Here is a 25,660-nt window from a genome sequence, read left to right on the forward strand (position 1 = left end):
ATCACGCGGTCGTGAAAGACCCGCCGGCCGGCATCGTTGCCGCCGGCGCCGGCCACCACCATCAGCGGCAGCAGGTGTTCCTCGCGCGGGTGACTTGCGCGCGCCGCCGGCGCCTGCTGCCAGTTCGCCAACAGACGCGCGCGCTCGGCCGGCGCGGCGCTGCACGCGGCACAGAGCCACGCGTCGAACCGCTCGGAATCCGGCCCCGGATTGCCGCCGCCCATCAGGCCGCGCATGTTGTGATAGCTCATGCCGCTGCCGACGATCAGCACGCCCTCGTCGCGCAGCGGTTCGAGCAGCGCACCGAGCGCAAGATGCGCCGCCGCATCCAGGCTCGCGTGCAGCGAGATCTGCACGATCGGCACGTCGGCCTGCGGATAGATCAGCATGAACGGCACGAACACGCCGTGGTCGAGCCCGCGCTCGGTCTCGGCGCGCGTCGGCACGCCACCGCCGGCAAGCAATTCCTGCACGCGCGCGGCGAGCGCAGGATCGCCCGGCGCCGGGTATCGCAGTTGGTAGGTATGCGGCGGAAAGCCGTAGTAGTCGAACAGCAGCGGCGGCGCGGGCTGCGTGTTAACGGCCACACGCGGCTCCTCCCAGTGGCCGGAGATCAGCAGCACCGCGCGCGGGCGCTCGCCAACGTCGGCGGCGAGACCGCGCAGCCAGGCCGCCATGCGATCCCAGGTATCCGGTGGGTTCCAGTCCATGAAAAAGCACGGCCCGCCACCGTGCGGGATGTAGAGCGTGGGCAAGCGCGCCATGGGGCAGTTCCGGCAGTTGAAAGCCCCAATGATGCCGCCGGCGCCGCCATCGCGTGTGGGAGGCCCCCTCGGGCCGAATGCCTGCGCGTGACACCCGTGCGTCGACGCGTGTGCCGATTCGCACGTCACAGAAAAATCCGCCGCGACGTGGACCGCGGCGGGTTTCACACGATCGGGTTCCGGGCAGAGCGGCCCGCCGGCGACGGAACCCGCTTACGGACCCATGCAGTTAGCGTAATAGGTCACGGTGGCGGGCCAGTCGCAGAAGTTGCCGTGCACGCCCACCTCCCGCACCAGCACGTCGAGCGGGGTGGACCACACAGTCCAAGGCGCCCGTTCCAAAAAAGTGGCGTCGCGGCGTCAGCGTCGTGACCGCCCGCACCGCCCGTCAGGCCACGTCGGTCACGCGCGCAGCGCGCTCGCCGCCTGTGCCAGCGCGGTGATGGCCGGCCAGTCGCCAGCCTGCACCAGCGCCTTCGGGGCGAGCCAGGAACCACCCACACACGCCACGTTCGGCAAGGCGAGAAAGCCCGGCGCGCTCGCGGCATCGATGCCGCCGGTGGGGCAGAACAGCTGATCCGGGAACGGCCCGTGCATCGCCTTCAGCATGCCGACGCCGCCGGCCTGCGCGGCCGGGAACAGCTTGCAGGCCGTGTAGCCGGCGGCGCGCACGGTCATGACGTCAGACGGCGTCATGGTGCCCGGCAGCAGCGGCAGGCCGGCCTGCGCCGCGGCGGCGAGCAGCGCCGGGTACGCGCCCGGGCTCACGCCGAACGCGGCGCCGGCCGCCCGGGCAGCGGCAACATCGTCCGGCCGCGTGAGCGTGCCGACACCGACCACCGCGTCCGGCACGGCGGCGCGGATGGCGCGCACGGCGTCAAACGCCACCGGCGTGCGCAGCGTCACTTCGAGCACGCGCACGCCGCCCGCGACCAGCGCCCGCGCCAGCGGCACGGCATGCTCTACGGCGTCGATCACGAGCACCGGCATGACCGGCCCAAGCCGCAGGATGTCCGTCACGCTCATGGGGCGACCTTCTCCAGCTCAGTCACCGCCACCACGGGCGGCGCGACCGCGGCGATGAACCCTCCGCCGCGTTCGGCCCCGACCGCCATCTGCCGAGCAAAGCCGAACAGGTCCCGCCCGCTGCCCCAGTGGCCGGGCGACAAATCGATCTCGGCGGGCTGCCGCGTGGCCCATTCCGCCGGTTCCACCAGCGCCATCAGTTCGCCGCTTTCGGCATCGACGCGCAGCAGGTCGCCGTCGCGCACGCGCGCGAGAAAGCCCCCGCCGAGGCACTCCGGCGTCACGTGGATGGCCGCCGGCACCTTACCGGAAGCACCCGACATCCGGCCGTCGGTGACCAGCGCCACCTTGAAGCCGCGGTCCTGGAGTACGCCGAGCACCGGCGTCAGGCGGTGCAGTTCCGGCATGCCATTCGCCCGCGGGCCCTGAAAGCGCACCACGGCGATGAAGTCGCGTTCGAGCTCGCCGCGCTTGAAGGCCGCCTGCAGGGCCGCCTGGTTGTCGAAAACCAGCGCCGGCGCCTCCACGCGGCGATGCTGCGGCGCGACGGCCGATACCTTGATGACCGCCCGCCCCAGGTTGCCGGTGAGCACCCGCATGCCGCCGTCGGCGCTGAACGGCGACGCTACGGGCCGCAGCACGGCAGCGTCGCCGCTCACAGCGGGCGCCGGCTGCCAGGCAAGTCCGCCGGCGGCGTCGAGCGTCGGCACGGTCGCGTAGTCGGCGAGCCCGCCTGGGGAGACGGTCACGACGTCCGGATGCAGCAAGCCACCCGCCAGCAGTTCGCGGATCACAAACCCGGTCCCGCCGGCGGCCTGAAAGGCGTTCACGTCGACCACCCCGTTGGGGTACACGCGGGCCAACAGGGGCACGCTCGCCGACAGCTCGGACAGGTCGTCCCAGTCGAGGACGATGCCCGCCGCCGCCGCAATGGCCGGCAGGTGCAGGGCGTGATTGGTGGACCCGCCGGTGGCGAGCAGACCGACCGTGGCATTGACGATGGCGCGCTCGTCCACCACCTCGGCCAGTGGCGCCCAATGCTCGCCCCGCGCGAGCTGCACGCCTAGGCGCGTCGCCTGCGCGGTGAGCGCGTCGCGAAGGGGCGTGCCGGGGTTCACGAAGGCCGTCGCGGGCACGTGCAGCCCCATCAGCTCCATCAGCATCTGGTTGGTGTTGGCGGTGCCGTAGAAGGTGCAGGTGCCGGGCGCGTGGTAGGAGCGCGACTCGGCCTCGAACAGCGCCTCCCGACCGAGCTTGCCCTCGGCGTGCAGCTGGCGGACCTTGGCCTTCTCGGGGTTGGACAGGCCGGACGGCATCGGCCCTCCCGGCACGAACACCACCGGCAGATGGCCGAAAGACAGAGCACCGATCAACAGGCCCGGCACGATCTTGTCGCACACGCCGAGCAGCAGCACGCCGTCGAAGGCGTTGTGCGACAGCGCCACGGCCGTTGCCAGCGCAATCGTGTCGCGCGAAAACAGGGACAGGTCCATGCCCGCCTCGCCCTGCGTCACGCCGTCGCACATGGCCGGCACGCCGCCGGCGAACTGCGCCACGGCGCCCATCTGCGCGGCGACCTGCTTGATCAGCGCCGGGTAGGTTTCGAGCGGCTGGTGCGCCGACAGCATGTCGTTGTAGGCGGACACGATGGCGAGGTTCACCGCCTTGCCGCCAGTCAACGCCGCCTTGTCGCCCGGGCCGCTTGCGGCACAGGCATGCGCCAGGTTGGCGCAGGGCAGGCGCATGCGCACCGCACCCGTCCGGCGCGCCTGTGTCATACGCTCAAGGTAGGCTTGCCGGGTCGGCTGGCTGCGGCGGCGGATACGGTCGGTGACGCTCGCGATCACCGGATGGATGGACATGGGCAACCTCCTGTCGTGAGCGGCACGATGGCCCGGGGTGCAGCGCGGGACGACGGCCGTCTTGGCACGAAACCAGCAATCCCGATGCCAGCCGCCGCCGGCGCGGCGCCGTGCTCCGGCTGCGGCGCGAACCCTCTACCTGCGACGTTTTCTCGGCCTTGGAACGGAGCCGCATGATGAGCGCACTGCACGAGTTCGACCTGATCTTCTTCGGCGCCACCGGCGATCTGGCGCAGCGCAAGCTATTGCCGGCCTTGTACTACGCCTTTCGCGACAACGGCCAGCCGGCCGGCTGGCGCATCCTCGGCCTCGCCCGCCGCGCACTCGGTCGCGACGAGTACCTGGCGCTGCTTAGCGACAACTGCCGGCAGTTCATACCCGCTGACGATTTGGACGGTACCACCTGGGACGAGTTCTGCACGCGGATCGACTATATGCCCGTGGACGGCACCGACCCGGCCGGCTTCGCGGCGCTCAAGGACTGGTTCGCCCAGTGCGACGGCCGCGTACGGGTGTTTTACCTGTCCACCGCCGCGCGGCTGTTCGGCCCCATCTGCGAAGGCCTGTCCCGACAGGGTCTGGTCACGCCGCTGACGCGCGTGGTGCTGGAAAAACCGCTCGGCCACGACTGCCCGAGTTCCGAGGCCATCAACGCCGCGGTCGGGGCGATCTTTCCCGAGCGCCAGATCTTTCGCATCGACCACTACCTCGGCAAGGAGCCGGTGCAGAACCTGCTGGCGCTGCGCTTCGGCAACTCGATTTTCGAGCCGCTGTGGAACCGCGGCTCGGTGCGCGACGTGCAGATCACCATCGCCGAGCAGGTGGGCGTCGAGGGCCGCGGCGAGTACTACGACCCGTCCGGGGCGCTGCGCGACATGGTGCAGAGCCACATGCTGCAGCTGCTGTGCATCCTCGCCATGGAGCCGCCGACCAGCATCGACGCCGACGCCGTGCGCGACGAAAAACTCAAGGTGCTGCGCGCGCTGCGGCCGATCAGCGCCGCCAACATCAAGGAGAAGACCGTGCGCGGCCAGTACCGGGCGGGCGCCGTGGACGGCAAGCCGGTGGCGGGGTATCTGGACGAGGCCGGCATCCCGCCCGGCAGTCATACGGAGACCTACGTCGCCATCAAGGCTGAGGTCGACAACTGGCGCTGGTCCGGCGTGCCGTTTTTCCTGCGGACGGGTAAACGTCTGCCGGAACGCATGGCCGAGATCGTGATCAATTTCCGCCCGGTTCCGCACGCCATCCTGCCGGCGTCGCCGGCCGCCGGCGAGCCCAACCGGCTCATCATCCGCCTGCAGCCGGACGAGGGCGTGAAGCTGTTCCTGCTGGTCAAGGTGCCGGGCGAGGGGATGAAGGTGAAGCCGGTCGCGCTCGACCTCGACTTCGCCGAGACCTTCCACAACCGCCAGTGGGAAGCCTACGAGCGCCTGCTGACCGAGGTCATTCACGGCAACCTCACGCTGTTCATGCGCCGCGACGAACTGGCCGCCGCCTGGCGCTGGGTGGACCCGATCCTGGACGGCTGGCGCGCGCTCGACGAGCCGCCCAAGCCCTACACCGCCGGCACCTGGGGGCCGGCGGCGGCGAGCGCGCTCATCCTGCGCGACGGTCTCGCCTGGCGCGAGGAGGGCTGATGGCGGTCGAGGAACGGGCCTTCGCCAGCGCCGCCGATGCCGCGCAGGCGCTGGCCGACGCGGTCGCCGCCGATCTTGCCGCAGCGCTCGCCGAGCGGCCGCGCGCGAGCCTGGTGGTGTCCGGTGGGCGCAGCCCGATCGGCTTCTTCGAGCGCCTGCGCGAGGCCCCGCTCGACTGGTCGCGGATGACCGTCACGCTCGCCGACGAGCGCTGGGTACCGCCCGAGCACCCGGACAGCAACGCCCGGCTGGTGGCGGCGCATCTACTGCAAGGCACAGCCGCCGCGGCGCTGTTCGTACCGCTGTGGAACGGCGCCGCGACGCCGACCGAAGCGATTGCCGAACGCACGGCGGCGCTGGCGGCCCTGCCGCGACCGATCGACGCGCTGGTGCTCGGCATGGGCGAGGATGGCCACACGGCGTCCTTGTTCCCGGGCGCGGCGGGTCTCGCTGAGGCGCTGGATCCGCGCGGCACCGCACTGCTCGCCGCCCTTGACCCGCCGGCCGCGCCGCACCCGCGTCTGAGCCTCACGCTCACGGCGCTGCTCGACAGCCGGCGGATACACCTGCCGCTCGGCGGCGCGGCGAAACAGGCCGTGTACCGTCGGGCGCTCGCGAGCGGCGATCGCCGGCAGTGGCCGATCGCCGCCGTGCTGTGCCAGCCGCGCGTTCCGGTGAGCGTCTACCTCGCCCCGTAAGCGCGCCTCACGCCGGTCGCGCGAGACCCCGCGACAGGAACAGATAAAGACCCAGCAGCACGCCGAGGAAGGCACCGAAACGCCCGCTCACTGCGACCTCCCGGATGCCGAGCGCGGTGCCGGACAGCGCCACGCGGTAGCCGTCCGCGTAGGCCCGAAAACCGTCCGGCAGCAATCCGGCCATCGCCGACACGGCAATCTCGCCCACCCACGCGAACACGAACACCATCGCCAGCCAGAAGAACGGCCGGCTCCAGAGCCGGACGGCGTCCGCCCAGTGTCCGCCGGAGGCGAGGTTTCGGTACGGAATCAGCACCAGCAGGTAGGCCGCCAGCGGCACGCCCACCAGCACCACGGCGCTGACGCGCCCGGTGGTGAGTTTCAGCAGCTCCTGGGCGTTAAGACTCAGTTCAAAGCCGAACACGCCGGCGCAGCCCACGCACAGGGCGCCGAGCCAGAACCGCTCGATGGCCCAGGCGGCCATGAACCACACGGCGCACAGGGTAAACGGCACGGCCAGACGCTGCATGCGGGGCTCTCGGGGAACGGTCGCTGTCGGGCGCGCCGCCCGGGCGCGATCAGTGACCTATGGAAAAGAAGAAACAGCCGCCGGCGTCCGGCTCGCAGTAGCGGAACATCAGATGACCGCCGTCGTGGTAGTAGTGACCGTGCCGGCGCCAGTGCGGGTGCGCCCGGTAGTAGCCGTCCCACGCGTCCCAGGACCGCCAGTGCCCGCGGTAGTCGTAATGATGGCCGCGGTGTTCGTGCCGATCGTAGTGGCGATGCTTATCGTAGGGACGACCCCGATGGCCCGGGTGACGGTCGAAATCCCGATCGGCCATGGCCGGGGCGGCGAACACCAGCGACGCCAGCACCGTCGCCGCACCGATGCGGTAGTTCACGACAAACCTCCTGGGTGGGTGGGCGTGAGGACGCCGTCAGTCGACCACCACCACGCCGGGGCCGGGCTGATCACGATCAGCGGTACCGCCTACAGGCCCATCAAACGCCGATAGCCCTTCCAGAAACCACGCACGCCGTTCTCGTCGACGCCCATCACCTCCATGCTGTCGACGCTGTCGCCGCCGCATTCGATGACCGACGTCTCGTCGAGACTGCCGGCGATGCCCTGCTGGCAGATGTTCACCGCCTCGCCGTCCTCCATGGAAATGTAGCCGGCCGGGCCGACCATGTTGTGCTGCTTCAGGCGGTGCGCGGCCAGCTCGGGGCTGTCGTCGCTGAAGCCGTAGAAGGTCCACACCAGTTCTGTCGCGTCGATGCCCTTGGTCTGAATCTGCCGTACAGCGAGCGTGTTCGAGATCTGCTGCAGCACCACGTTCGGGAACATGGAGTGGATGGTCAGCGCCACCTCGCCGTCGAACTCCGGCATCCAGCGCAGCATCTCCGGCGCTTCGAGCTGCGCCTGCGAATCGGCCTTGCGCGCGCTCGCCTGCTGGTAGTGCTCGATGCTCTGGTCGTCGACCGGTTTGCACACCTGCAGCAGCTGGTGCAGCTTGTTGTCGGACAGGTGCACCCAGCCGCGCTGGCCTTGCCGGTAGATGCCGAAGGTCGGGTAGAACAGGTGCAGCAGGCCGCCGTGGTAGCTGTCGCGCGAGTTCTCGGCGTACAGCTTCCAGTTGCCGCTGAAGTGCTGGCGGGCGTGACCCAAGATGGTGATCGGCCGGCCGAGCAGGCGTTCGATGTTGGCGCAGTGCTCGGCGCCGAGGTACTCGCGCAGCGCCGGCGCGGCGGCGTCGAAGCTGCCGAACACCATCTCGCCGACCTGATCCACCCGCAGGCGCTGCAAGCCGTGCGCGGCCAGGTCGAAGTCGGCCGGGTAGCCGCCCTTACCGCCGAGTCCCTTGCGGAACGGCACGCCGACCAGCGCACCCGCGGCGTCGTACGCCCATTGGTGGTACACGCAGGTATGGGTACCGTTCTCGCCCACGTTGCCGCGCAGCTCGCGGCACACCAGCGCGCCGCGGTGGGCGCAGCGGTTCACCCAGCAGTGCAGCGCCCCCTTGGCGTCTCGCGTCAGCACCACCGGCGTGTCGCCGACAAAGGTGGCCTTGAAGTCGCCCGCGTTCGGCACCTCGGCGGCGAGGCCAAGAAAGCTCCACACCGGGCCGCGGAAGATGCGCTCCTGTTCCTGCGCGTACAGGTCGGGATCGGCGTAGACACGGTACGGCGCCTGTGTTTCGCCGGCGGCGGGCCAGCACAGCGGACGGTCGATCGAAGCCGGTGCGTTCATCACAAACCTCCTCAGTACGCGAGCCCTGCGCGGGGGCTGCGGGTGGCCGAATAATTCAGCTTGACGTGTGTACGGTACACGGAATTGTCGTACGCTTCGGCCGGTTCGTCGCGTCTCCTTGTGGCTGGCGCTTGGCGCCGGAAACAGGGGCGCACGCGGCGGACCACGACAGCGTTGACCGATCGGTGGCATTTGCTTTTCCGGCACTACGGAGAACCCCGACGTTCAGCCGGTTTGGCGATTCCGGGGTCGAGACGGCACCAGCAACAAGCGCCGCCGCCCCGTCCTGCACAGTGACCTTGCACCATGACTTCGATCTACGTCGGCAACCTGCCCTTTTCGGCCTCGGAAGACGAGATTCGGGAGCTGTTCGCGGCGTTCGGCGCCGTCCAGTCGGTGAAGCTGATCAACGACCGTGAGACCGGCCGCCCGCGCGGCTTCGGCTTCGTCGAAATGGATCCATCGGCCGCCGCGGCTGCCATTCAGGCGCTCAACGGCGCCGACATGGGCGGCCGGGCGCTGCGCATCAACGAGGCACAGGAGCGCGCCCCGCGTCCGCCGCGACGTCCGCGCTGAGCCGCCCTGCCGATGAAACCCTCGCGGAGCCGCCGCCCCGCGAGGGTTTTTTGCGTCCGGCGCTGCCGCTGCGTAATTTCCCACCGGCAGCGATAAAGCCGTTCCAATCCGCCGTGGGGTAACGCCATGGACAGCTATCAGCACCTCGTCGACACGCTCGCGCTGACGCTGGGTGTCGGCTGGGCGAGCGGCATCAACCTGTACGCGGCGCTGCTGGTGCTGGGCATCGCCGGCAGCACGGGCGATCTCGCCCTGCCGCCGGACCTGCAGGTGCTGGCGAATCCGCTCGTGATCGGCGCCGCCGGGCTCATGTACGCGGTGGAGTTCTTCGCCGACAAGACCCCCGGCGTCGACAGCGGCTGGGACGCGCTGCACACCTTCATCCGCCTGCCTGCGGGCGCGCTGCTGGCAGCTGGCGCCGTGGGTGAGGTAACGCCGGCGCTCGAAATCGCCGCCGGCCTCCTGGGCGGCGGGCTCGCCGCCACCAGCCACGCCACCAAGGCTGGCACGCGCCTGCTGATCAACACCTCGCCGGAGCCGTTCTCGAACTGGACCGCCTCGATCGCCGAGGACGTGGCGGTATTTGGCGGGATGTGGGCGGCGCTCAATCAGCCCTGGCTGTTCATTGGCCTGCTGGCGCTGTTCATCGCGCTGGTCGCCTGGCTGCTGCCGAAAATCCTGCGCGCGCTGCGCAAGATTGGTGGCGGCATCCTGCGTCTTTTCGGGCGTCGGCCGAAGCCCGCGCCGGCCGCAATCACCACGCCCGGTGAGCCACCGAGCTGACGCCGACAACAAACGACGAGGAGGAACCATGGATTTCGCGCTGACCGCCGACCAGCAGGCCATCTGCGAGCAGATCGAGCGCCTGTGCGCGCCGTTCGACGACCACTACTGGTTCGAGCGCGACCACGACGGCGCGTTTCCGCTGGATTTCGTCAAGGCCATGGCGGACGGCGGCTGGCTCGGCATCGCCATGCCGGAGGCTTACGGCGGCGCCGGGCTCGGCATCACCGAGGCGGCGCTGATGATGCAGACCATCGCGGCGTCCGGCGCGTGTCTGTCGGGCGCATCGGCCATTCACCTGAACCTCTTCGGCCCGAACGTGGTGGTGAAGTTCGGCACCGAAGAACAGCGCCAGCGCTTTCTGCCGCCCCTGATCCGTGGCGAGCAGCGCGCCTGTTTCGCGGTGACCGAACCGAACACCGGGCTCGACACGACGCATCTGAAAACCTTCGCCCGCCGCGACGGCGACCGCTACATCGTGCACGGCCAGAAAGTGTGGACCAGCAACGCCCAGCACGCGCACAAGATGCTGCTGATCGCCCGCACCACGCCGCTGGAGGAAACCGCCCGGCCGATCGACGGCCTGACGCTGTTCTACTGCGACCTCGACCGCAGCCGGGTCGAGGTGCGCGAAATCGAGAAAATGGGCCGCAAGTGCGTCGACTCGAACCAGGTGTTCATCGACGGGCTCGAAATCCCGGTCGCCGACCGCATCGGCGAGGAGGGCCAGGGCTTTCGCTACCTGCTGCACGGCCTCAACCCCGAGCGCATCCTGATCGCCGCCGAGGCCATCGGCATCGGCCGCGCGGCGCTGCGCAAAGCGAATGAATACGCCAAGGAACGCGTGGTGTTCGGCCGGCCGATCGGCCAGAACCAGGCCATCCAGCACCCCCTCGCCGAGTGCTGGGCGGAGCTCGAAGCGGCCAACCTCACCATGCTGAACGCCGCCACGCTGTACGACCGCGGCGAGGACTGCGGGGCGTACGCCAACGCCGCCAAGTACCTGGCCGCCGAGGCCGGCTTCAAGACCTGCACGCAGGCGGTGATGACACACGGCGGCTTCGGCTATGCCAAGGAGTACCACGTCGAACGCTACCTGCGGGAAGTGATGATCACGCGTCTGGCGCCGGTCAGCCCGCAGCTCGTGCTGTGCTACATCGCCGAGCGCGTGCTCGGGCTGCCGAAGTCGTACTGATGGCAAGCGCGTCGTGATGTGGGCGCCGCTGGCCGGCGTGCGGGTGCTGGAACTCGCGCCGTTTCTGCCGGGTCCGTTCGCCGGCGCGCAGCTACTGACGCTCGGCGCCACGGTGGTGAAGCTCGAACCGCCGGGTGGCGACCCCGGCCGCCACCTGCCGGACGGCCTGTTCGTCATGAACAACCGCGGCAAGCAAAGCGTGTGCGTGAACCTCAAGGCGCCCGGCGCGCCGGAGCTGGTACAGCGCCTGGTGGCGGGTTTCGACGTGGTGCTGGAGGGTTTTCGGCCGGGCGTCGCGGCGCGGCTCGGCGTCGATTACGCCACGCTGCGCCAGGCGCGGCCGGATCTCATCTACTGCGCGCTGTCGGGTTTCGGCCAGACCGGCCCGCGCGCCGCCTGGCCGGGGCACGACCTCACGTACCTGGCCGCCGCCGGTGCACTGTCGCGGCCCGGCCACTGGGCGGGACCGGCGCGGCGACCCGGCGTGCCGGTGGCGGACACCGCAAGCGGCCTGTTCGCGGCGCTGGCGGTGGTCAGCGCGCTCATGCGCCGCACCAGCACCGGCGAGGGTGCGTATCTCGATGCCTCGATCACCGACGCGGCGCTGAGTCTCGCCGCCTGCCGTGGTCTCGCGCCGCCGGCATCGCGCACGCATCTGCACCCGGCCAACGACGTGTTCCCCTGCGCCGACGGCGCGGAACTGGCGGCCGGGCTGCTGGAGGATCACTTCTTCGCCGGCTTTGCACGCGCGCTCGGCGAGGCGGGTGCGCCACTCACCGACCCGCGCTTCGCCACCGTGGCCGGGCGCCAGACGCACGGCGACGAACTGCAACAACGCCTCGCCGCAATTATTGCGACGCGCACGGCGGCAGACTGGGAGGCCTTTGGCGCCACCCACAGCCTGCCACTGGTGCGGGTGCGGTCCGTGGCCGAGGCGCTCGCCGACCAGCACCCCGGCGCGCCCGCGCCCGACTTTGCCGTGCGCGTCAACGGCGCGCGCCTGCCGGCCGCGGTGTCCGCAGCACCCGCACTCGGCGCCGACACCGCCGCGGTGCTGGGCGCCATCGGCTACGATGCCGCCGCGCTTGCCGGCCTGCGCGCGGCAGGCGTCCTGCCGCCCTGCCCTACGGAGCCCGCATGATCGAGCTGTACCAGTTCGCCCCCGCCTGGGGTTTGCCCAACCCGGGCCCGTTCTGCATCAAGCTTGAGCTGTACCTCAAGATGACCGGCTTGCCGTTCGAGGTCATCACCGAGAACGACACCCGCAAGGGGCCGAAGGGCAAGATTCCGTTCATCCGCGACGACGGGCGCACCATCGGCGACTCGGAACTGGTGATCCAGTACCTGAACGGCAAATACGGCGACCGCGTGGACGCCAGCCTCACCGCTGAGCAGCGCGCCCGTGCGCACGCCATCAGCCGCATGCTGCACGACAGCACCTACTGGGTGCTGTTGTATTGCCGCTGGATGCAAGACAACGGCTACCGGGCCGTGCGCGAGGCATTCTTCGGTGGCCTGCCCTGGCCACTGCGCTCCGTCGTGCCGCCGCTGGTGCGCCGCAGCCTGAAGCGCGACCTGACCGGCCAGGGCCTGGGCCGGCACAGCCGGGACGAGATTTTCAGTTTTGGGTTTGCCGACATGGACGCGCTGTCGGTGCTGCTCGGCGACAAGGCATTTCTGCTCGGCGACGTGCCGACCAGCGTCGACGCCACGGCGCACGCCTTCATCATGAGCTTTGTCGGCCCACCCATCGACAACCCGATGCGCGAGCGCATCCAGCGCACCGCCAATCTGATGGCCTACTACCGGCGCATGAACGAACGGTTCTACCCGTCGCTGGTGGGCCGCTGACGCGACCGGCGCCCGTTCAGCGTGCGTTCAGGCAACCGCCGGCACATTGCCGGCCGTGGCCCCAGGTGGGGCGCCATAACTGTAGAAATTACGGCGGCGGCCGATACGCTGGTCCGTCACAGTCAACCGGAGAACAAGACATGAAAAAGCATCCGACCCGTTACGTGGCCCTGCTCGCGCTCGCGCTGGCGGCGCCGGTCTACGCCGGTGACACGCTCGACGCCGCCATTGGCGGCGGCCTCGGCGGCGCGGCCGGTGCCGCCATCGGCAACGAGGTGGGTGGCCGCAAGGGCGCCATCGTCGGCGGCGCCGTGGGCGGCGCGGTGGGCACCGCCATCACCACCGATGGCAACGACCACCATGACCACGACCGCTACGACGGCCGGCGCGTGCGCTACGACGACGATTACTACGACGGCGGCCATCGCCACCGCGGCCACTTCTGCCCGCCGGGCCAGGCCAAGAAAGGCAACTGCTGATCGCGGCACCCCAGCGGCCGCGGCGGGGAAGCACCCTGCTGCGGCCGTATTCGTTTTCAGACGATGCCGACTTCCTTGAGCCTGCCGACCAGCCACTCGGCCCGCTGCGGCGACACCGGCTCGACCGGCGCCAGCATATACCTGCCCTTCAGGCGCAATACCGTTCAGGTTGGCCTGCGCCCAGGCCCTGGCTTCGCTGCGGGTGTACCGGATGGTTTCTCGCGTCGGAATGTCTGCATGTGACCGGGCCTGCCGGTGCCCGGCATCATAGCCCCCCGGCCTTTCGCCTCACGCCCACCGCCCCATGCTCCGCTTCCTGCCCGTCACGCTGTTCGTCGTCCTGCCGCTGGCCGAGCTGTACACGCTGCTGGTGGTCGGGGCGCACATCGGCGCGCTGCGTACCATCGCCCTGCTGATCCTTGCGGGTATGGGCGGTGCCGCCGTCATGCGCCACTTCGGCGCGCGCGGACTGCTACAGCTGCGCGACGCACTCGGCCGCGGACAGTCGCCGGCCCAGCCGATGGTGGAAATCGCCCTCGCGCAGCTGGCAGGTCTGCTGCTGATCCTGCCGGGGTTCATCGGCGATGCGATCGCGCTCGGCTTGCTGCTACCGCCGCTGCGGCATTGGCTGGCGCGCCGCCTGAGCCCGCCGATGGTGGCCGAATCGCGCACCGAGGTGCACGTCATCGAGGGCGAATTTCGCCGCCGCGACGGCAACTAGCCGAAACGCGCGGGGGAGTTTTTCGTTGTCGCCGCGGCTCAGCCCAGCAGCGACTCCAGCGCGACGGCCAGCGCCTGCGGCGAGTCGAGACGACACGACGCCGCCGTCGGCCGGCTGTGGGGGGCAATCAGCACTCCGAAGCCGCCCGCGCGGCGCGCGGCCCGAAACGCCGCCTCATCGGCGCGGTCATCGCCAAAAAAGATCGGCGTGCAGCCGGCGACGACACGCTGCATGCGCTCGTGCAGCCAGCCCAAGGCCGTGCCCTTGTCGCGGTCTATCGCCGGCCTGATTTCCAGTACCCGCCGGCCGGCTTCCACCTGCAGCCCGGCGAAGCCGGAAACGGCACGCAGCACCGCGCGGCGCAGCAAGGACGCCGCGGCCGGCGCCACGCCGCCGTAGTGCGCGGCGAGCGTCAGGCCCTTGTGCTCCACCACGCAGCCGGCGTAGGCCTCCGGCAACGCGGCGAGGTGTTCGAACACCGCGTCGAGCACGGGTCGCCACTCGTCCGCGCTCGGCGCGGGCTGCGGGTCGTAGTCGGCGCCGCGCAGTTCCAGCCCGTGATTGCCGGCCAGATACACCGCCGGCAGACCCACGCGGCCGGCAAGGTCGTTGAGCGCGCGTCCGCTGACCACGGCGAGCGGGTAACGCGCTGTCAAGCGACTCAGCAGCTCGCGCACCGCGGACGGCAAGCGCCCGTCGGCCGGGTGCTCCGGCTGCGGCGCCAGCGTGCCGTCGAAATCGAACATCAGCGCCAGCGCCGCGCTGCGCCGGGCGAGCAGGGCCGGCGCCGCCGGCGGCAGGTCGGCAAACTTGTCCGCAAACGCGTGCAACAGGCTGCCGCTGCCAAGCTCGGACGGCGCCTCGATCAACACCTCGGCGCCGGCGTCGCGCAGCGCGGCACCACTCGACCCGCTGCCGAGCCCGGCCACCAGGCCCGCCCCGGCACGCCAGGCCGCCCGCACCGACTCCGCGTCTATCGCCAACGCGGCCACCTCGTGCGGCGCGGCGTGAAACGGTGGCGGCAGGGAATCGCCGATTTGCCGGGACAATGCCGGCACCGCCGGCACGCCGAGCGCTTCCAGCGTCGGCAGGATCCGCCCCAGTCCCGAACGCGGCCGCTGGCTAACCACCAGAACGGCGGTCGGTCGCAGCACATCGGCGCTTGGAGACGGGACCAGCTTGGGCACGGATCGACCCCGGCGAGCAACGGGCGCGAGCAGTGGCTCGCCTCAGCGCCGACTATCGCACCGCCGCGGTGGGCTTGTCAGGCAGCGCCTCAAGCCACGCGGCGTCGCCCCACAACTGCGGCAGATCAAGCAGGTCGTCGAGCACCGCAAGCGCGCCCTGCGCCAGAAAATCGCAGGCCGGGTCGTAGCCATAGCCGACGGCCACCGTGGCCACACCAGCCGCGCGGCCGGCCGCCATGTCGATATGGGAATCGCCCACCAGCAGCGCGTCGCCGGGTGGGCAGTCCAGTTGCGCAAGGGCGGTCTGGACCGGCAGCGGATCGGGCTTCAGGCGCGCCGTGCTGTCGCCGCCGATCAGACAGACAAAGCGCCCGCCAAGTCCGAGCGAGGCGAGCAGCGGCGCGACAAACCGCTCCGGCTTGTTGGTGACCACGCCCAGACGCACGCCGCGGGCATGCAGCATGACCACGGCATCCGCGGCCCCTGCATACAGCCGGCTGTCGCGACACGGCTCGGCGGCGTAACAGGCGTTGAACGTCTCCATCGCGGCGGCGTGCTGCGCGGCCGGCGCCACGCCGTCGGGCTGCCCTGTCAGGGCGCGGTGCAGCAGCCGCGCGGCACCGTTGCCAACCCAGCCGCGTACCTGCGCGGACGTCACCGCCGGCAGGCCGAGCGCCTCTCGGGCGGCGTTCACGCAGCGGGCGAGGTCCGGCACGCTGTCGACCAGCGTGCCGTCGAGGTCGAACAGCACCGCGCGCGGCGGACGCGGCAACACGCACCTGGGCGGTGCGCGCGCGTCGTCACCGGCCACCCTGCCGGTCGCGGTCGGCGCCTGCACCGTGTCAGCCGCCGGCCCGCAGTCGGGACCGATTCAGCGCCAGCCACTGCAGCGCAATGATGGCCGGGCTGTTCTGGATGCGCCCGGCGGCCAGCCAGTGCATCGCCTCGTCGAAGCTCGGCACGTGCACGCGGATGTCCTCGTCCTCGTCGTCGAGACCGTGCACGCCGCCCGCCTGTCCCAAATCCGCCAGCGCGCAGAACAGCGTCATGTGCTCGCTCACGGCGCCGGGGCTCATGTAGTAGTCGACGATCGGCAGCAGCTCGGTCAGCGTGCAGCCCGCCTCCTCGTGCGCCTCGCGGCGCGCCAGGTCGGCCGGGCTTTCGCCCGGGTGCAGGATGCCGGCGACGATCTCGATCTGCCACGGCGCGCCGCCGTGCGCGTAGGGGCCGATGCGGAACTGCTCGATCAGCAGCACGCGGTCGCGCCCGGCGTCGTACGGCAGAACGGCGGCGGCATGGCCACGTTCGAACAGTTCGCGCTTGAAGTCGCGGCTCCAGCCGCCGCCGAACAGCCGGTGGCGCAGCGTGTAGCGGTCGACCCGGAAGTAGCCCTGGAACACGGTCTCGCGCGCGGTGACCTGCACGTCGTGGCGAGGATCGAACGGGCTCGATGTCATGCGGCGGAACGCGGCCCGAAGGACGGCTGCAAGCGACAGTGGGCTGCCGATAGTAGCAGCGGTAGTCGTGTTTGCCTGCGAAGGCGAAACGCGTTACTTAAACCACGCACCGCAGGGATGCGGCCGCCGGACAACTTGCCGCCCTGTGGCAGGTCAAAGTGGCACGGCAACGCCGCACGCAGGGCGCCATGACGCCGCGCGACGTCAAATCGGGCGGACGGCGTGTCGACACACTTGGCACGGGTCTTGATACCCGTCATTTCGGGAGGCGACGCCGACCCGGGCATTGTTCCTGCGATGCCGGCATCAAGCGCCGGCTGGCGGGGCCCGGGGCGTCCACCACGGACGCGGACGTTCACACACAACAAACCACGAGAACAAGGGAAGCACAGCACAGGACCAGATTCAGACACACGACGGAGGTCGTTACATGGGTACGACGTTTGGCTCTTTCGCCGACATGATCGGTGAGGATCGCAAGGCGCGTCAGGAGCACAGCTGGACCGGGTCATTCCTGGACTATCTGGAACTGGTACGCCAGGACGCGAGCATTCCAAAGTTCGCCCACGCCCGCCTGTACGAGGCGGTGACCCGCGCCGGCGTCAGTGAGCTTGGCGAGACCGAAGACCCGCGCCTGAATCGCCTGTTCGGCGACGAGCGCCTGAAAAACTACCGCTACTTCGAGAAGGACTTCTTCGGCATCGAGCGCTCGCTCGCCCAGATCGTGCGCTACCTGCATTCCGCTGCCCTGCGCGGCGAGGAAAGCCGCCAGGTGCTCTACCTCATGGGCCCGGTCGGCGCCGGCAAGAGCTCGCTGGTGGTGAAGCTGCAGCGCGCGCTGGAAGAGGCCGACCCCGTCTACGCCATCGAAGGCTGCCCCATCCACGAGGAGCCGTTGCACCTGGTGCCGCTGCACCTGCGGCGCAGCTTCTCGGACGTGCTCGGCGTGCCGATCGAGGGTGAGCTCTGCCCGATCTGCAGCCATCGCCTCGACACGGAATTCAAGGGCCGTTACGAGGACGTGCCGGTGGTGCGGGTGGCATTTTCCCGCCACCGCCGTCAGGGAATTGGCGTGGTGCCGCCGGTCGACCCGAACAACCAGGACACGTCCGTCCTGATCGGCTCGGTGGACATCTCGAAGCTCGACCGCTACTCGGAGTCCGACCCGCGGGCGCTCGACCTGTCCGGCGCCTTCAACGTCGGCAACCGCGGCATCGTCGAGTTCATCGAGGTGTTCAAGAACGAGCCCGAGTACCTGCACACCATGATCACGGCCACGCAGGAGCGGTTCGTGCCGGCGCCCGGCCGCCACGGCACCGTGGATGTCGACTGCGCCATCATTGCCCACTCGAACGAGGCCGAGTGGCAGAAGTTCAAGGCCGACCACACGAACGAGGCGATCATGGATCGCATCGTGGTGGTGAAGGTGCCGTACAACCTGCGCCTGACCGAAGAAATCAAGATCTACGAGAAGATGCTGCGCGAGTCGCAGTTCCGCGCCCACATCGCGCCGCACACGCTCGAAGTGGCCAGCATGTTCGCCATCCTGTCGCGCCTGGAGCCGAGCGCCAAGTGCGACCTGATGACCAAGCTGCGCCTGTACGACGGCGAGGAAGTGGTCAAGAAGGGCACCACGCTGAAGCTGTCCGCCCGCTCGCTGCAGGAAGAAGCACAGCGCGAGGGTCTGTTCGGCATCTCCACGCGCTTCATCATGAAGGCGCTCGACAACGCGCTCGCCGACAACCCGGACGACGGCATCAACCCGATCAGCGTGCGCGAGGCGCTGGTCGACATGGTCAAGCGCACGGATCTCGCCGAGGACACCAAGAAGCTGTACCTCGAATTCCTGCAGGACACGCTGCACAAGGCCTACCTCGACATCCTGGAGAAGGAGGTCACGCGCGCCTTCGTGTACTCGTTCGAGCAGCAGGCCGAGGACCTGTTCCAGAACTACCTGGACCACGCCGAGGCCTACGTGAACAAGTCCAAGGTCAAGGACCGCAATACCGGCGAGGAGCTGCGCCCGGACGAGAGCTTCCTGAAGTCGGTCGAGGAGCAGATCGGCATCGTCGGCTCCGCCGCCGAGGGCTTCCGGCAGGAGGTGATGTCGTACCTGTGGGCGGCCACGCGCCGCGGCGAGAAGGTGAACTACCGCGCCTACGAACCGCTGCGGGATGCGCTTGAGAAAAAGCTGCTGCACTCGGTGCGCGACATGAGCCGCATCGTCACCAAGTCGCGCACCCGCGACGAGGACCAGCGGGACAAGTACGACACGCTCATCGAGCGCATGGTCGAGCTCGGCTACACCGAGCACTCGGCCGAGGTGGTGCTGAAGTACGCCGCCAACAACCTGTGGAAGGACTGACACACACGCACTGACAGCCGGCCGCGGCGCGCCGCGGGCCGGCCCAACGGAGGGGCAGCCATGTTGCATTCCCAGTTCAGGGCCTTCAGCGGCGAATCGCTGCGCTCGGATCGCAGCGCGAGCGACCGCGCCCGGCACCGGCACAAGGTGCGGCAGGCGATCCGCGAGAACATCGGCGACATCGTGGCCGAGGAGGCCATCATCGGCCGCTCCGGCGACCGCATGGTCAAGGTGCCGATCCGCGGCATCCGCGAGTACCGCTTCGTGTACGGCAAGAACCAGCCCGGCGTCGGCACCGGCGAGGGCGACACCGAGGTCGGCCAGAGCGTCGGCCAGGGCGAACAATCCGGCGCCGGCAAGGGCCAGGGCGGCAACGAGGCCGGGCAGGACTACTACGAGACCGAGATCAGCCTCGAAGAGCTGATCGACATCATGTTCGAGGACCTGCACCTGCCGGACCTCGAACGCAAGAAGCTGCGCCTGCTGCCGTCCCAGCACGCCCTGCAGCGCAAGGGCTTCCGGCGCGCCGGCATCCGCGTGCACCTCGACAAGAAGCGCACCGCGCTGCAGCGCATCCGCCGGCAGATCGCGCAGGGCCAAGTCGAGCATCCCGAGCAGGAAGACGCGCCGGCGCTCGACACCGCCCAGCGCTTCCCCTTCCGCAAGGAGGACATGATCTACCGGCGCCTGATGCCGGACACGCGCCCGCAGTCGAACGCGGTGGTCATCTGCATGATGGACACCTCGGGGTCCATGGACACCACCAAGAAGTACCTCGCGCGGTCGTTCTTCTTCCTGCTGTACCAGTTCGTGCGCAGCCGCTACGCGGAGGTCGAGATCGTCTTCATCGCCCACCACGCGGCGGCGTCCGAGGTGACCGAGGACGAGTTCTTCCACAAGGGCGAATCCGGCGGCACGGTGATCTCGTCGGCGTACCAGAAGTGTCTTGAGGTCATCAACGAGCGCTACCACCCGAGCCTGTGGAACATCTACGCGTTTCACTGCTCGGACGGCGACAACTTCCCCGGCGACAACGACAAGACCGTGCAGGCGGCCGAGGCCATCTGCGAGGTGGCGAACCTGTTCGGCTACGGCGAGATCAAGCCGCCGGGGCGCGGCATCTTCGAAAGCTCGATGCTGGAGACCTTCGGCCGCATCAAGGCCGACGGCTTCCATGCGCTGACCATCCACGGCAAGGACGACATCTGGCCGGGGCTGAAAGCCTTTTTGCAGAAGGACCGGGCGGCGCACGCCGCGGAGGCCGAACATGCGTAGCTGGGACGTCGACGACCTGCTGGCCTGGGACGAGCGCATCCGCGAGAAGGTGGCCGAGTTCGGGCTCGACTGCTTCCCGCAGGTGTTCGAGATCTGCGACGAGGACCAGATGCTGGGCTACATGGCCTACCACGGCATGCCGGCGCACTACCCGCACTGGTCCTACGGCAAGTCGTTCGAGAAGCTCAAGACCACCTACGACCACGGCGTGAGCGGCCTGCCGTACGAGATGGTTATCAACTCGGACGACTCGGTGGCGTATCTGATGCGCAACAACTCATTGTGCCTGCAGATCCTCACCATCGCCCACGTGTACGGGCACAACGACTTCTTCAAGAACAACTTCACGTTCCGCCACACGCACCCGGAACTGACGGTCGCCAACTTCAAGTCGCGCGCCGACCGCGTGCGCCGCTACGTCGAGGATCCGGCCATCGGCATCGACAAGGTGGAGGCGCTGCTCGATGCCGCCCACGCGCTGTCGTTCAACTGCCGGCGCAATCTTGGCGTGCGCAAGATCGGCGAGGCCGAACAGCGCGCCCGCGCCATCGACGCCGCCCGCCCGCGACACGACCCGTACCCGGACATCCACCGCGCACCCGATCTGCCGCCGCCGGATTTGCGCCGCGTGCCGCTGGAGCCCGAGGAAGACATCCTGCTGTTCATCCGCGACCACAACCCGTACCTCGCGAGCTGGGAGCAGGACCTGCTGACCATCGTCCACGAGGAGGCGCAGTACTTCATCCCGCAGATCGAAACCAAGATCATGAACGAGGGCTGGGCCAGCTTCTGGCACCACCGCATCGTGAACAGCCTCGACCTGCCCGAGGATCTGCACATGGAGTTCATGGTCCACCACGCGCAGGTGGTGCGCCCGCATCCGGGCAGCATCAACCCGTACTACCTCGGCTTCAAGCTGTGGCACGACATCCTGCGCCGCTGCGAGAACCCGACGCCGGAGGAGCGCGAGCGCTACGGCGGCCCCTGCGACGGCATGGCGACCCTGTTTCGCATCCGCGAGGCCGACCGCGACGCATCCTTCCTGCGCCAATTCCTGCACGGGCGGCTGATGCGCGAGATGGACATGTACGAGTTTGCGCCGGAGGAAGACGAGTACGTGGTGCAGCGCGTGGCGGACGAGAACAACTGGCAGCACATCCGCGACACGCTGGTCGGCAGCGTCGGCATGGCGGCGTTCCCGGTCATCCGCATCGATGATGCCGACCACGACGGCGCGCGCCGCCTGCACCTCACACACGCCTACGACGGCCGGGAACTGGAACTTGGCCAGGCCGAAAAAACCCTCGGCTACCTGTATCAGCTGTGGGGCCGCGGCGTGGTGCTGGACACCACCGTGCACAACAAGGCGGCGACGCTGGTGTTCGACGACGGCGGCTTCAAGCCGAAGCTCGCGGCCTGAATCGACTGCCCAAGGGATTCAACCCAGGCGCGGCGGCAAACTCGAGACGCAGTTCCGCGCACGGCGGCGAGTGACGGAAGGCGCGGATCTACAACCCGTCCGTGCGCCGCCGGTCGCGCGAGGCGGCGGCGTACAGCAGCGTCGTGATCTGCTCCGAGATCAGGCCCATCAGGAACACCAGCACCGAGGTCGTCAGCAGCACCGTGGTGGCGTTGGTAAAGCGGCCGCTGTGGGTATACGTGTACAGGTAGTTGCCGGCTCCGGCCAGAAAGCCCAGGCCCGCCATTGGCGCGAATAACTTCAGCGGCGCGTACAGCGTGGCCAGCTTGAAGATGATGAGCAGGAACCGCGCACCGTCGCGCAGCGGGCGGATGTGGCTGCGGCCGATGCGCCGTGCGGCCACGATCGGCTCGTAAGCCACGCCGTAACCGGCGCGGAAAAACGCCATGGTGATGCTGGTCGGGTACGAGAACCCGTTCGGCAGCAGGAACAGGAATTCACGAAACCGCTCCGCCCGCACCGCCCGGAAGCCGGACGTGAGGTCGTCGATGCGCTGGCCGGTCATGTACGTGGCGAGCCGGTTGTAGACCCGGTTGGCGAGCGACCGGCCGACGCTCGCCTGCGAGCCGTCGCCGCGCGCGCCGACCGCCATGTCGAAGCCCTGGTCGATCCGTGCCAGCAGGCGCGGGATGTCGGCCGGGTCGTGCTGGCCGTCGGCGTCCATGAACACGATCACCGGCCCGCGCGCCGCCCGCGCGCCGGACTTGACCGCCCCGCCGTTGCCGACGCTGTAGTGGTGCCGCACCTCCTCGACGCCGTGACGCGCGCACACGGCGCTGGTGTCATCGGTCGAGCCGTCGTTGACCACCACGATCTGCGCCCGCGGAAAGCGCTCGCGCAGCACCGGCAGCAGACCTTGCAGCGCCGCCGCCTCGTTGCGCGCCGGCAACACGATCGAGAACTCCGGCGTGGCTGGTGTCATGTCGGTATGTGCCGGGCGAGAGTGGGGTGCGCTACAGCGTAGCAGCCGGGCGGCGTTTGCCGATCAACAGGTTGCTGAAAAACAGCCTGTGATGGCGAGGCAGGGATGCCTCGCGCGCACATCAAATACGCCTGTATTTGCTGTGTCGGAGCCGCGCCCGGACAGGTGCCGGGCGCGGCGAGTTGACGAAGGGCAGGAAAGCCCTTCGTCAACAGCCTGTTAAGACGCCTCCACAAAATCCGCCAGCTGGCGGTAGCAGCCGATCAGGTCGTCCAGGCTGTAACGCGCGTTGGCCGGGCTCGGGTTGGGGCTCACGAAGATGGGCGCCCCGGCGAAGCGCTGCGGCTGCACGCCCGGTTCCACCGTGGCCTGCGGATGCAACGCCTGCCGGCAGAATGCCCGGTACGCCGTGGCGCCGTGAAACCACAGCACGCGCGGGCGGCAGTGCTCCACCACCGCCACCAGACGCGCCGCGCCGGCAGCAAAATCCGCCGCCCGCACCTGGTGGGCCATCGAAGACGCCGTCTTGCACACGTCGGTAAAGCCGATGCGGTCACGCGTCAGGATCAGCTGCATGGCCGCCACGCCGGGCGTCACCGGCGCCGCGAGCAGGCCGCTCGCGTTCAGCGCCCGCCAGAAGCGGTTGTGCGGATTGGGAAAGTAAAAGCCCTCGCGCACCGCCCGCAGCGACGGGTTGATGCCCACCGACAGCACCCGAAGATCCGGCGCGAGGTAGTCGGGCAGGCTGCCGGGCGTGGCCTGCGGCGCAGCCGCCGGCACGGTCGCATCCCTCACGGGACCCTCACGCCGCGCTCGACCGGCACGGCCACGCACGGCGACAATCGCCGCGCCGCATCATCCCCTGCACCGGTGTTCTGTCATGACCCTTGCCCGTTTGTTCCTGATGGCCGGCGCGCTCAGCGCCGCGCTGGCCGTGATGCTGGGCGCGTTCGGCGCGCACGGCCTGCGCGCGCGCCTGCCGGCGGACCTGTCTGCCATCTACCAGACCGCCAGCCAGTACCACGTGTACCACGCGCTTGGCCTGCTCGCCGTCGGCCTGTTGGCGCTGCACGTGCCGGCAGGGGGCGCGCTGCGCTGGAGCGGCTGGCTGATGCTGGCGGGCACCGCGCTGTTCAGCGGCAGCCTGTACCTGCTCGCCATCACCGGCCAGCGCTGGCTCGGCGCCGTCACGCCGCTTGGCGGCAGCGCGTGGATCGCCGCCTGGCTGCTGCTGGCCTGGGCGGCGCGCGGCATCGGGCGGTAGAGCGAGCGGCCGTCAGTGCAGCGGGCCGCTGCCCATGCCCGCCAGCAGGCGCTGCACGGCCGCCCGGTCGTAGTGGTAATGCTGGTTGCAGAACTCGCAGTCGACATCGACCCCGCCGCGCTCGGCGAGCAGCGACTCGATCTCGGCGCGCCCCAGCGCCAGCAGCGTCGCCTCCACCCGCTCGCCTGAACACGAGCAGCCAAAGCGCAGCGCCTGCGTCGCCAGCAGGTGCAGGTCTTCCTCTGCGAACAGCCGGCCGAGCAACTGCGCGGGTTCGAGGTGCAGCAGCTCCTGCGGCCGGGTGGTGGCGGCGAGCATTGCGAGGTGCTCCCAGCGCAGTGCGTCGGCGGGCGCGTTGCTGCCCGGCAGGCGCTGCAGCAGCAGGCCCGCAGCGCGCGTGTCGTCGGCGGCCAGCAGGATGCAGCCCGGCAACTGCTCGGAGGTGGCGAAGTAGCCCTCCAGCGTTTCGGCGAGACCACCCGGCGCCAGCTCGACGATGCCCTGATAGCGGCGCCCGTCACCGCGCGCGTCGAGCGTGATCACCAGCCGCCCGGCGCCGACCAGTTCCTGAAAGTCGCTGCCGTGCAGCGGTTCGTCCCAGCGCGCCAGCGCGCGCAGCGTCGAGCCGGCGCGGCTATCCGCCACCAGCAGGCGCAGCGGCCCCGCACCGCGCAGCTCGACGATCACTTGTCCATCCGCCTTGAGGTTGCCACCCAGCAGCGCCGTCGCCGCCAGCAACTGGCCGAGCAGCCCGCGCACCACCGGCGGGTAGTGGTGCCGCGACAACACGTCCTGCCAGGCGGCGTCGAGCTGCACCAGCAGGCCGCGCACCGGCGCCGTGGCAAACGTGAAGCGGTGCAGCGTGTCGGTGGACATGGGGAAACCCAGGCGCGAGCGGGCGGGCAGTATAGCGAGCGGACTATTGCTGGCCGCCCGGTTTGACCCGGTTCAGCCCGGCTCGATTTCCCGCAGATGCCGGCGCACCGCGAGTGCCGCGCCCGCGAAGCCGAGCCCGGCGCCGAGCAGCAGCACGCCAAGCCCGCCGACGAGACCAGGCGTCACAAGGCTGAGCGTGGAGCCGTAGAGCCCGGCCAGCGTGCGCACCGGGCCGGCCAGGCCGATGTTGACCGCGAGCAGCAGGATCATCGCGACGACACCGCCGCTGAAGCCCTGCAGCAGGCCCCAGTACAGGAACGGTCGGCGGATGAAGGCGTCGGTGCCGCCGATGAGCTTGGTGATCTCGATCTCGGCGCGGCGGTTGAAGATGGCAAGGCGAATGGTGTTGCCGGTGACCAGCACCACGCCCGCGCCGAGCAGCGCCGCGAACGCCCACACCGTGCGCCGGCCAAGTTCGAGCAGCGCGTTCAGGCGGCGTACCCATTCGAGGTCGGCCTGCACGTCCTGCACCTGCGGCAGGGCGCGCACGCGGTCTGACAAGCGGGCCAGCGTCGCCTCGTCCGCAGTACCGGCCGGCGTCAGCACCAGCGCGGCCGGCAGCGGGTTCTCGCCGAGCAGCGCGAGCGCCTCGCCGAGACCCGAGCTGCGCTCGAATTCCCGCAGCGCCTGCGCGCGGTCGATCAGCTCCACCTTCGCCTTGCCGGCGAGCTCGCGGCCGAGCTTGCGCGCGAGATCGGCCGCGTCCGCGTCCGGCGTGTCGATCTTGAGGTAGGCGGTCAACCGCGCGTCGGCGTCCCAGCCGGCGGTGGCCGTGCGCAGCGTGGCAAGACCCAGCAACAGCGTCGCTGGGAGGGCAAGGCTCACGCCGATCACGAGCGCCGTCAGCAGCGTGTTGACGCGCTGGCGCCACAACTGGCCGAGACTGCCGACCAGCGCCTGCAGGTGCCGTTCGAGGTAGCGCGGCATG

At 69.7% G+C, this 25,660-nt stretch carries 26 protein-coding genes; 13 read left to right on the forward strand and 13 right to left on the reverse strand.

Translation table 11 applies throughout. From position 1 onward, the window contains the following. The 3 genes from AB7F93_RS12380 to edd all read right to left on the reverse strand — a co-directional run. A partial coding sequence (locus tag AB7F93_RS12380; RefSeq protein ID WP_428303220.1) for a DODA-type extradiol aromatic ring-opening family dioxygenase occupies positions 1–764 on the reverse strand: 764 nt, incomplete at its 3' end. A gap of 402 nt (positions 765–1,166) precedes the next feature. Beyond that, on the reverse strand, positions 1,167–1,790 hold the full coding sequence (gene eda / locus AB7F93_RS12385; protein WP_428303221.1) for a bifunctional 4-hydroxy-2-oxoglutarate aldolase/2-dehydro-3-deoxy-phosphogluconate aldolase: 624 nt from the start codon (positions 1,788–1,790) through the stop codon (positions 1,167–1,169). Next, positions 1,787–3,652 (reverse strand): phosphogluconate dehydratase, encoded by a 1,866-nt coding sequence (edd, locus tag AB7F93_RS12390; RefSeq protein ID WP_428303222.1) that lies wholly within the window; start codon positions 3,650–3,652, stop codon positions 1,787–1,789. Before edd ends, eda begins: the two co-directional genes overlap by 4 nt. Before the next feature lie 176 nt (positions 3,653–3,828). On the opposite strand from edd, the gene zwf reads away from it, so the two are divergent. After that, positions 3,829–5,292 carry a glucose-6-phosphate dehydrogenase gene (gene zwf, locus AB7F93_RS12395; RefSeq protein ID WP_428303223.1) on the forward strand — a complete coding sequence of 488 codons (1,464 nt, stop codon included), beginning with the start codon at positions 3,829–3,831 and terminating at the stop codon, positions 5,290–5,292. Beyond that, complete coding sequence (gene pgl, locus AB7F93_RS12400) at positions 5,292–5,990, forward strand: 6-phosphogluconolactonase (protein WP_428303224.1); 699 nt, start codon at positions 5,292–5,294, stop codon at positions 5,988–5,990. The genes zwf and pgl overlap by 1 nt, the downstream gene beginning before the upstream one ends. Before the next feature lie 7 nt (positions 5,991–5,997). Here pgl and AB7F93_RS12405 read toward each other — a convergent pair whose 3' ends face one another. From AB7F93_RS12405 to AB7F93_RS12415, 3 genes are all read right to left on the reverse strand, one after another. Further along, positions 5,998–6,519 (reverse strand): hypothetical protein, encoded by a 522-nt coding sequence (locus AB7F93_RS12405; RefSeq protein ID WP_428303225.1) that lies wholly within the window; start codon positions 6,517–6,519, stop codon positions 5,998–6,000. Positions 6,520–6,568: 49 nt separating this feature from the next. After that, positions 6,569–6,892: a hypothetical protein gene (locus tag AB7F93_RS12410; RefSeq protein ID WP_428303226.1), complete on the reverse strand. Its 324-nt coding sequence runs from the start codon at positions 6,890–6,892 to the stop codon at positions 6,569–6,571. 89 nt (positions 6,893–6,981) lie between these two features. Then, positions 6,982–8,241, reverse strand: a complete 1,260-nt coding sequence (locus AB7F93_RS12415; protein ID WP_428303227.1) for a Rieske 2Fe-2S domain-containing protein — start codon at positions 8,239–8,241, stop codon at positions 6,982–6,984. Between the two features lie 306 nt (positions 8,242–8,547). Between AB7F93_RS12415 and AB7F93_RS12420 the strand changes: the two genes are divergently transcribed. The 7 genes from AB7F93_RS12420 (at position 8,548) to AB7F93_RS12450 (ending at position 13,846) form a co-directional block, all read left to right on the forward strand. Next, positions 8,548–8,817 carry an RNA recognition motif domain-containing protein gene (locus AB7F93_RS12420; RefSeq protein WP_428303228.1) on the forward strand — a complete coding sequence of 90 codons (270 nt, stop codon included), beginning with the start codon at positions 8,548–8,550 and terminating at the stop codon, positions 8,815–8,817. Between the two features lie 126 nt (positions 8,818–8,943). Continuing rightward, a complete protein-coding gene (locus tag AB7F93_RS12425) occupies positions 8,944–9,600 on the forward strand; it encodes a DUF4126 domain-containing protein (protein WP_428303229.1) in 657 nt (218 codons plus the stop codon). A 28-nt stretch (positions 9,601–9,628) separates the two neighbouring features. After that, complete coding sequence (locus tag AB7F93_RS12430) at positions 9,629–10,795, forward strand: acyl-CoA dehydrogenase family protein (protein ID WP_428303230.1); 1,167 nt, start codon at positions 9,629–9,631, stop codon at positions 10,793–10,795. A gap of 16 nt (positions 10,796–10,811) precedes the next feature. Further along, complete coding sequence (locus AB7F93_RS12435) at positions 10,812–11,936, forward strand: CaiB/BaiF CoA transferase family protein (RefSeq protein WP_428303231.1); 1,125 nt, start codon at positions 10,812–10,814, stop codon at positions 11,934–11,936. Further along, entirely contained in the window at positions 11,933–12,646 is a 714-nt protein-coding gene (locus AB7F93_RS12440; protein ID WP_428303232.1) for a glutathione S-transferase family protein, read from the forward strand. Before AB7F93_RS12435 ends, AB7F93_RS12440 begins: the two co-directional genes overlap by 4 nt. 140 nt (positions 12,647–12,786) lie before the next feature. Next, on the forward strand, positions 12,787–13,125 hold the full coding sequence (locus AB7F93_RS12445) for a YMGG-like glycine zipper-containing protein (RefSeq protein ID WP_428303233.1): 339 nt from the start codon (positions 12,787–12,789) through the stop codon (positions 13,123–13,125). Between the two features lie 304 nt (positions 13,126–13,429). Next, positions 13,430–13,846: an FxsA family protein gene (locus AB7F93_RS12450; RefSeq protein WP_428303234.1), complete on the forward strand. Its 417-nt coding sequence runs from the start codon at positions 13,430–13,432 to the stop codon at positions 13,844–13,846. Between the two features lie 38 nt (positions 13,847–13,884). Here AB7F93_RS12450 and otsB read toward each other — a convergent pair whose 3' ends face one another. The 3 genes from otsB to AB7F93_RS12465 all read right to left on the reverse strand — a co-directional run bounded on the left by otsB (position 13,885) and on the right by AB7F93_RS12465 (position 16,490). Beyond that, on the reverse strand, positions 13,885–15,033 hold the full coding sequence (otsB, locus tag AB7F93_RS12455; protein ID WP_428303235.1) for a trehalose-phosphatase: 1,149 nt from the start codon (positions 15,031–15,033) through the stop codon (positions 13,885–13,887). A 52-nt stretch (positions 15,034–15,085) separates the two neighbouring features. Beyond that, the gene (gene gph / locus AB7F93_RS12460) at positions 15,086–15,805 is read right to left on the reverse strand and encodes a phosphoglycolate phosphatase (protein ID WP_428303236.1); all 720 of its coding nucleotides are present in this window, start codon (positions 15,803–15,805) and stop codon (positions 15,086–15,088) included. A gap of 70 nt (positions 15,806–15,875) precedes the next feature. Next, on the reverse strand, positions 15,876–16,490 hold the full coding sequence (locus tag AB7F93_RS12465; RefSeq protein WP_428303237.1) for an NUDIX domain-containing protein: 615 nt from the start codon (positions 16,488–16,490) through the stop codon (positions 15,876–15,878). A gap of 430 nt (positions 16,491–16,920) precedes the next feature. Here AB7F93_RS12465 and AB7F93_RS12470 point away from each other — a divergent pair, with 430 nt between their 5' ends. Genes AB7F93_RS12470 through AB7F93_RS12480 form a run of 3 tightly spaced genes read left to right on the forward strand, consistent with a single transcriptional unit; the run spans position 16,921 to position 21,550 of the window. Then, complete coding sequence (locus AB7F93_RS12470) at positions 16,921–18,855, forward strand: serine protein kinase (RefSeq protein ID WP_428303238.1); 1,935 nt, start codon at positions 16,921–16,923, stop codon at positions 18,853–18,855. Positions 18,856–18,915: 60 nt separating this feature from the next. After that, a complete protein-coding gene (locus tag AB7F93_RS12475) occupies positions 18,916–20,130 on the forward strand; it encodes a YeaH/YhbH family protein (protein WP_428303239.1) in 1,215 nt (404 codons plus the stop codon). Continuing rightward, positions 20,123–21,550, forward strand: a complete 1,428-nt coding sequence (locus AB7F93_RS12480; protein WP_428303240.1) for a SpoVR family protein — start codon at positions 20,123–20,125, stop codon at positions 21,548–21,550. Before AB7F93_RS12475 ends, AB7F93_RS12480 begins: the two co-directional genes overlap by 8 nt. 88 nt (positions 21,551–21,638) lie before the next feature. Here the strand turns inward: AB7F93_RS12480 and AB7F93_RS12485 are convergent, their stop codons facing one another. Then, complete coding sequence (locus AB7F93_RS12485) at positions 21,639–22,532, reverse strand: glycosyltransferase family 2 protein (protein WP_428303241.1); 894 nt, start codon at positions 22,530–22,532, stop codon at positions 21,639–21,641. 219 nt (positions 22,533–22,751) lie between these two features. Then, on the reverse strand, positions 22,752–23,327 hold the full coding sequence (locus tag AB7F93_RS12490) for a mismatch-specific DNA-glycosylase (RefSeq protein ID WP_428303242.1): 576 nt from the start codon (positions 23,325–23,327) through the stop codon (positions 22,752–22,754). Positions 23,328–23,412: 85 nt separating this feature from the next. Here AB7F93_RS12490 and AB7F93_RS12495 point away from each other — a divergent pair, with 85 nt between their 5' ends. Then, a complete protein-coding gene (locus AB7F93_RS12495; RefSeq protein WP_428303243.1) occupies positions 23,413–23,796 on the forward strand; it encodes a DUF423 domain-containing protein in 384 nt (127 codons plus the stop codon). 12 nt (positions 23,797–23,808) lie between these two features. Here the strand turns inward: AB7F93_RS12495 and hslO are convergent, their stop codons facing one another. Continuing rightward, a complete protein-coding gene (gene hslO / locus AB7F93_RS12500; RefSeq protein WP_428303244.1) occupies positions 23,809–24,672 on the reverse strand; it encodes an Hsp33 family molecular chaperone HslO in 864 nt (287 codons plus the stop codon). Positions 24,673–24,744: 72 nt separating this feature from the next. Further along, positions 24,745–25,659 (reverse strand): permease-like cell division protein FtsX, encoded by a 915-nt coding sequence (gene ftsX, locus AB7F93_RS12505; RefSeq protein ID WP_428303245.1) that lies wholly within the window; start codon positions 25,657–25,659, stop codon positions 24,745–24,747. Between the last annotated feature and the right edge of the window lies 1 nt (position 25,660).

The sequence above is a fragment of the Immundisolibacter sp. genome, from assembly GCF_050250495.1.
Taxonomy (GTDB): domain Bacteria; phylum Pseudomonadota; class Gammaproteobacteria; order Immundisolibacterales; family Immundisolibacteraceae; genus Immundisolibacter.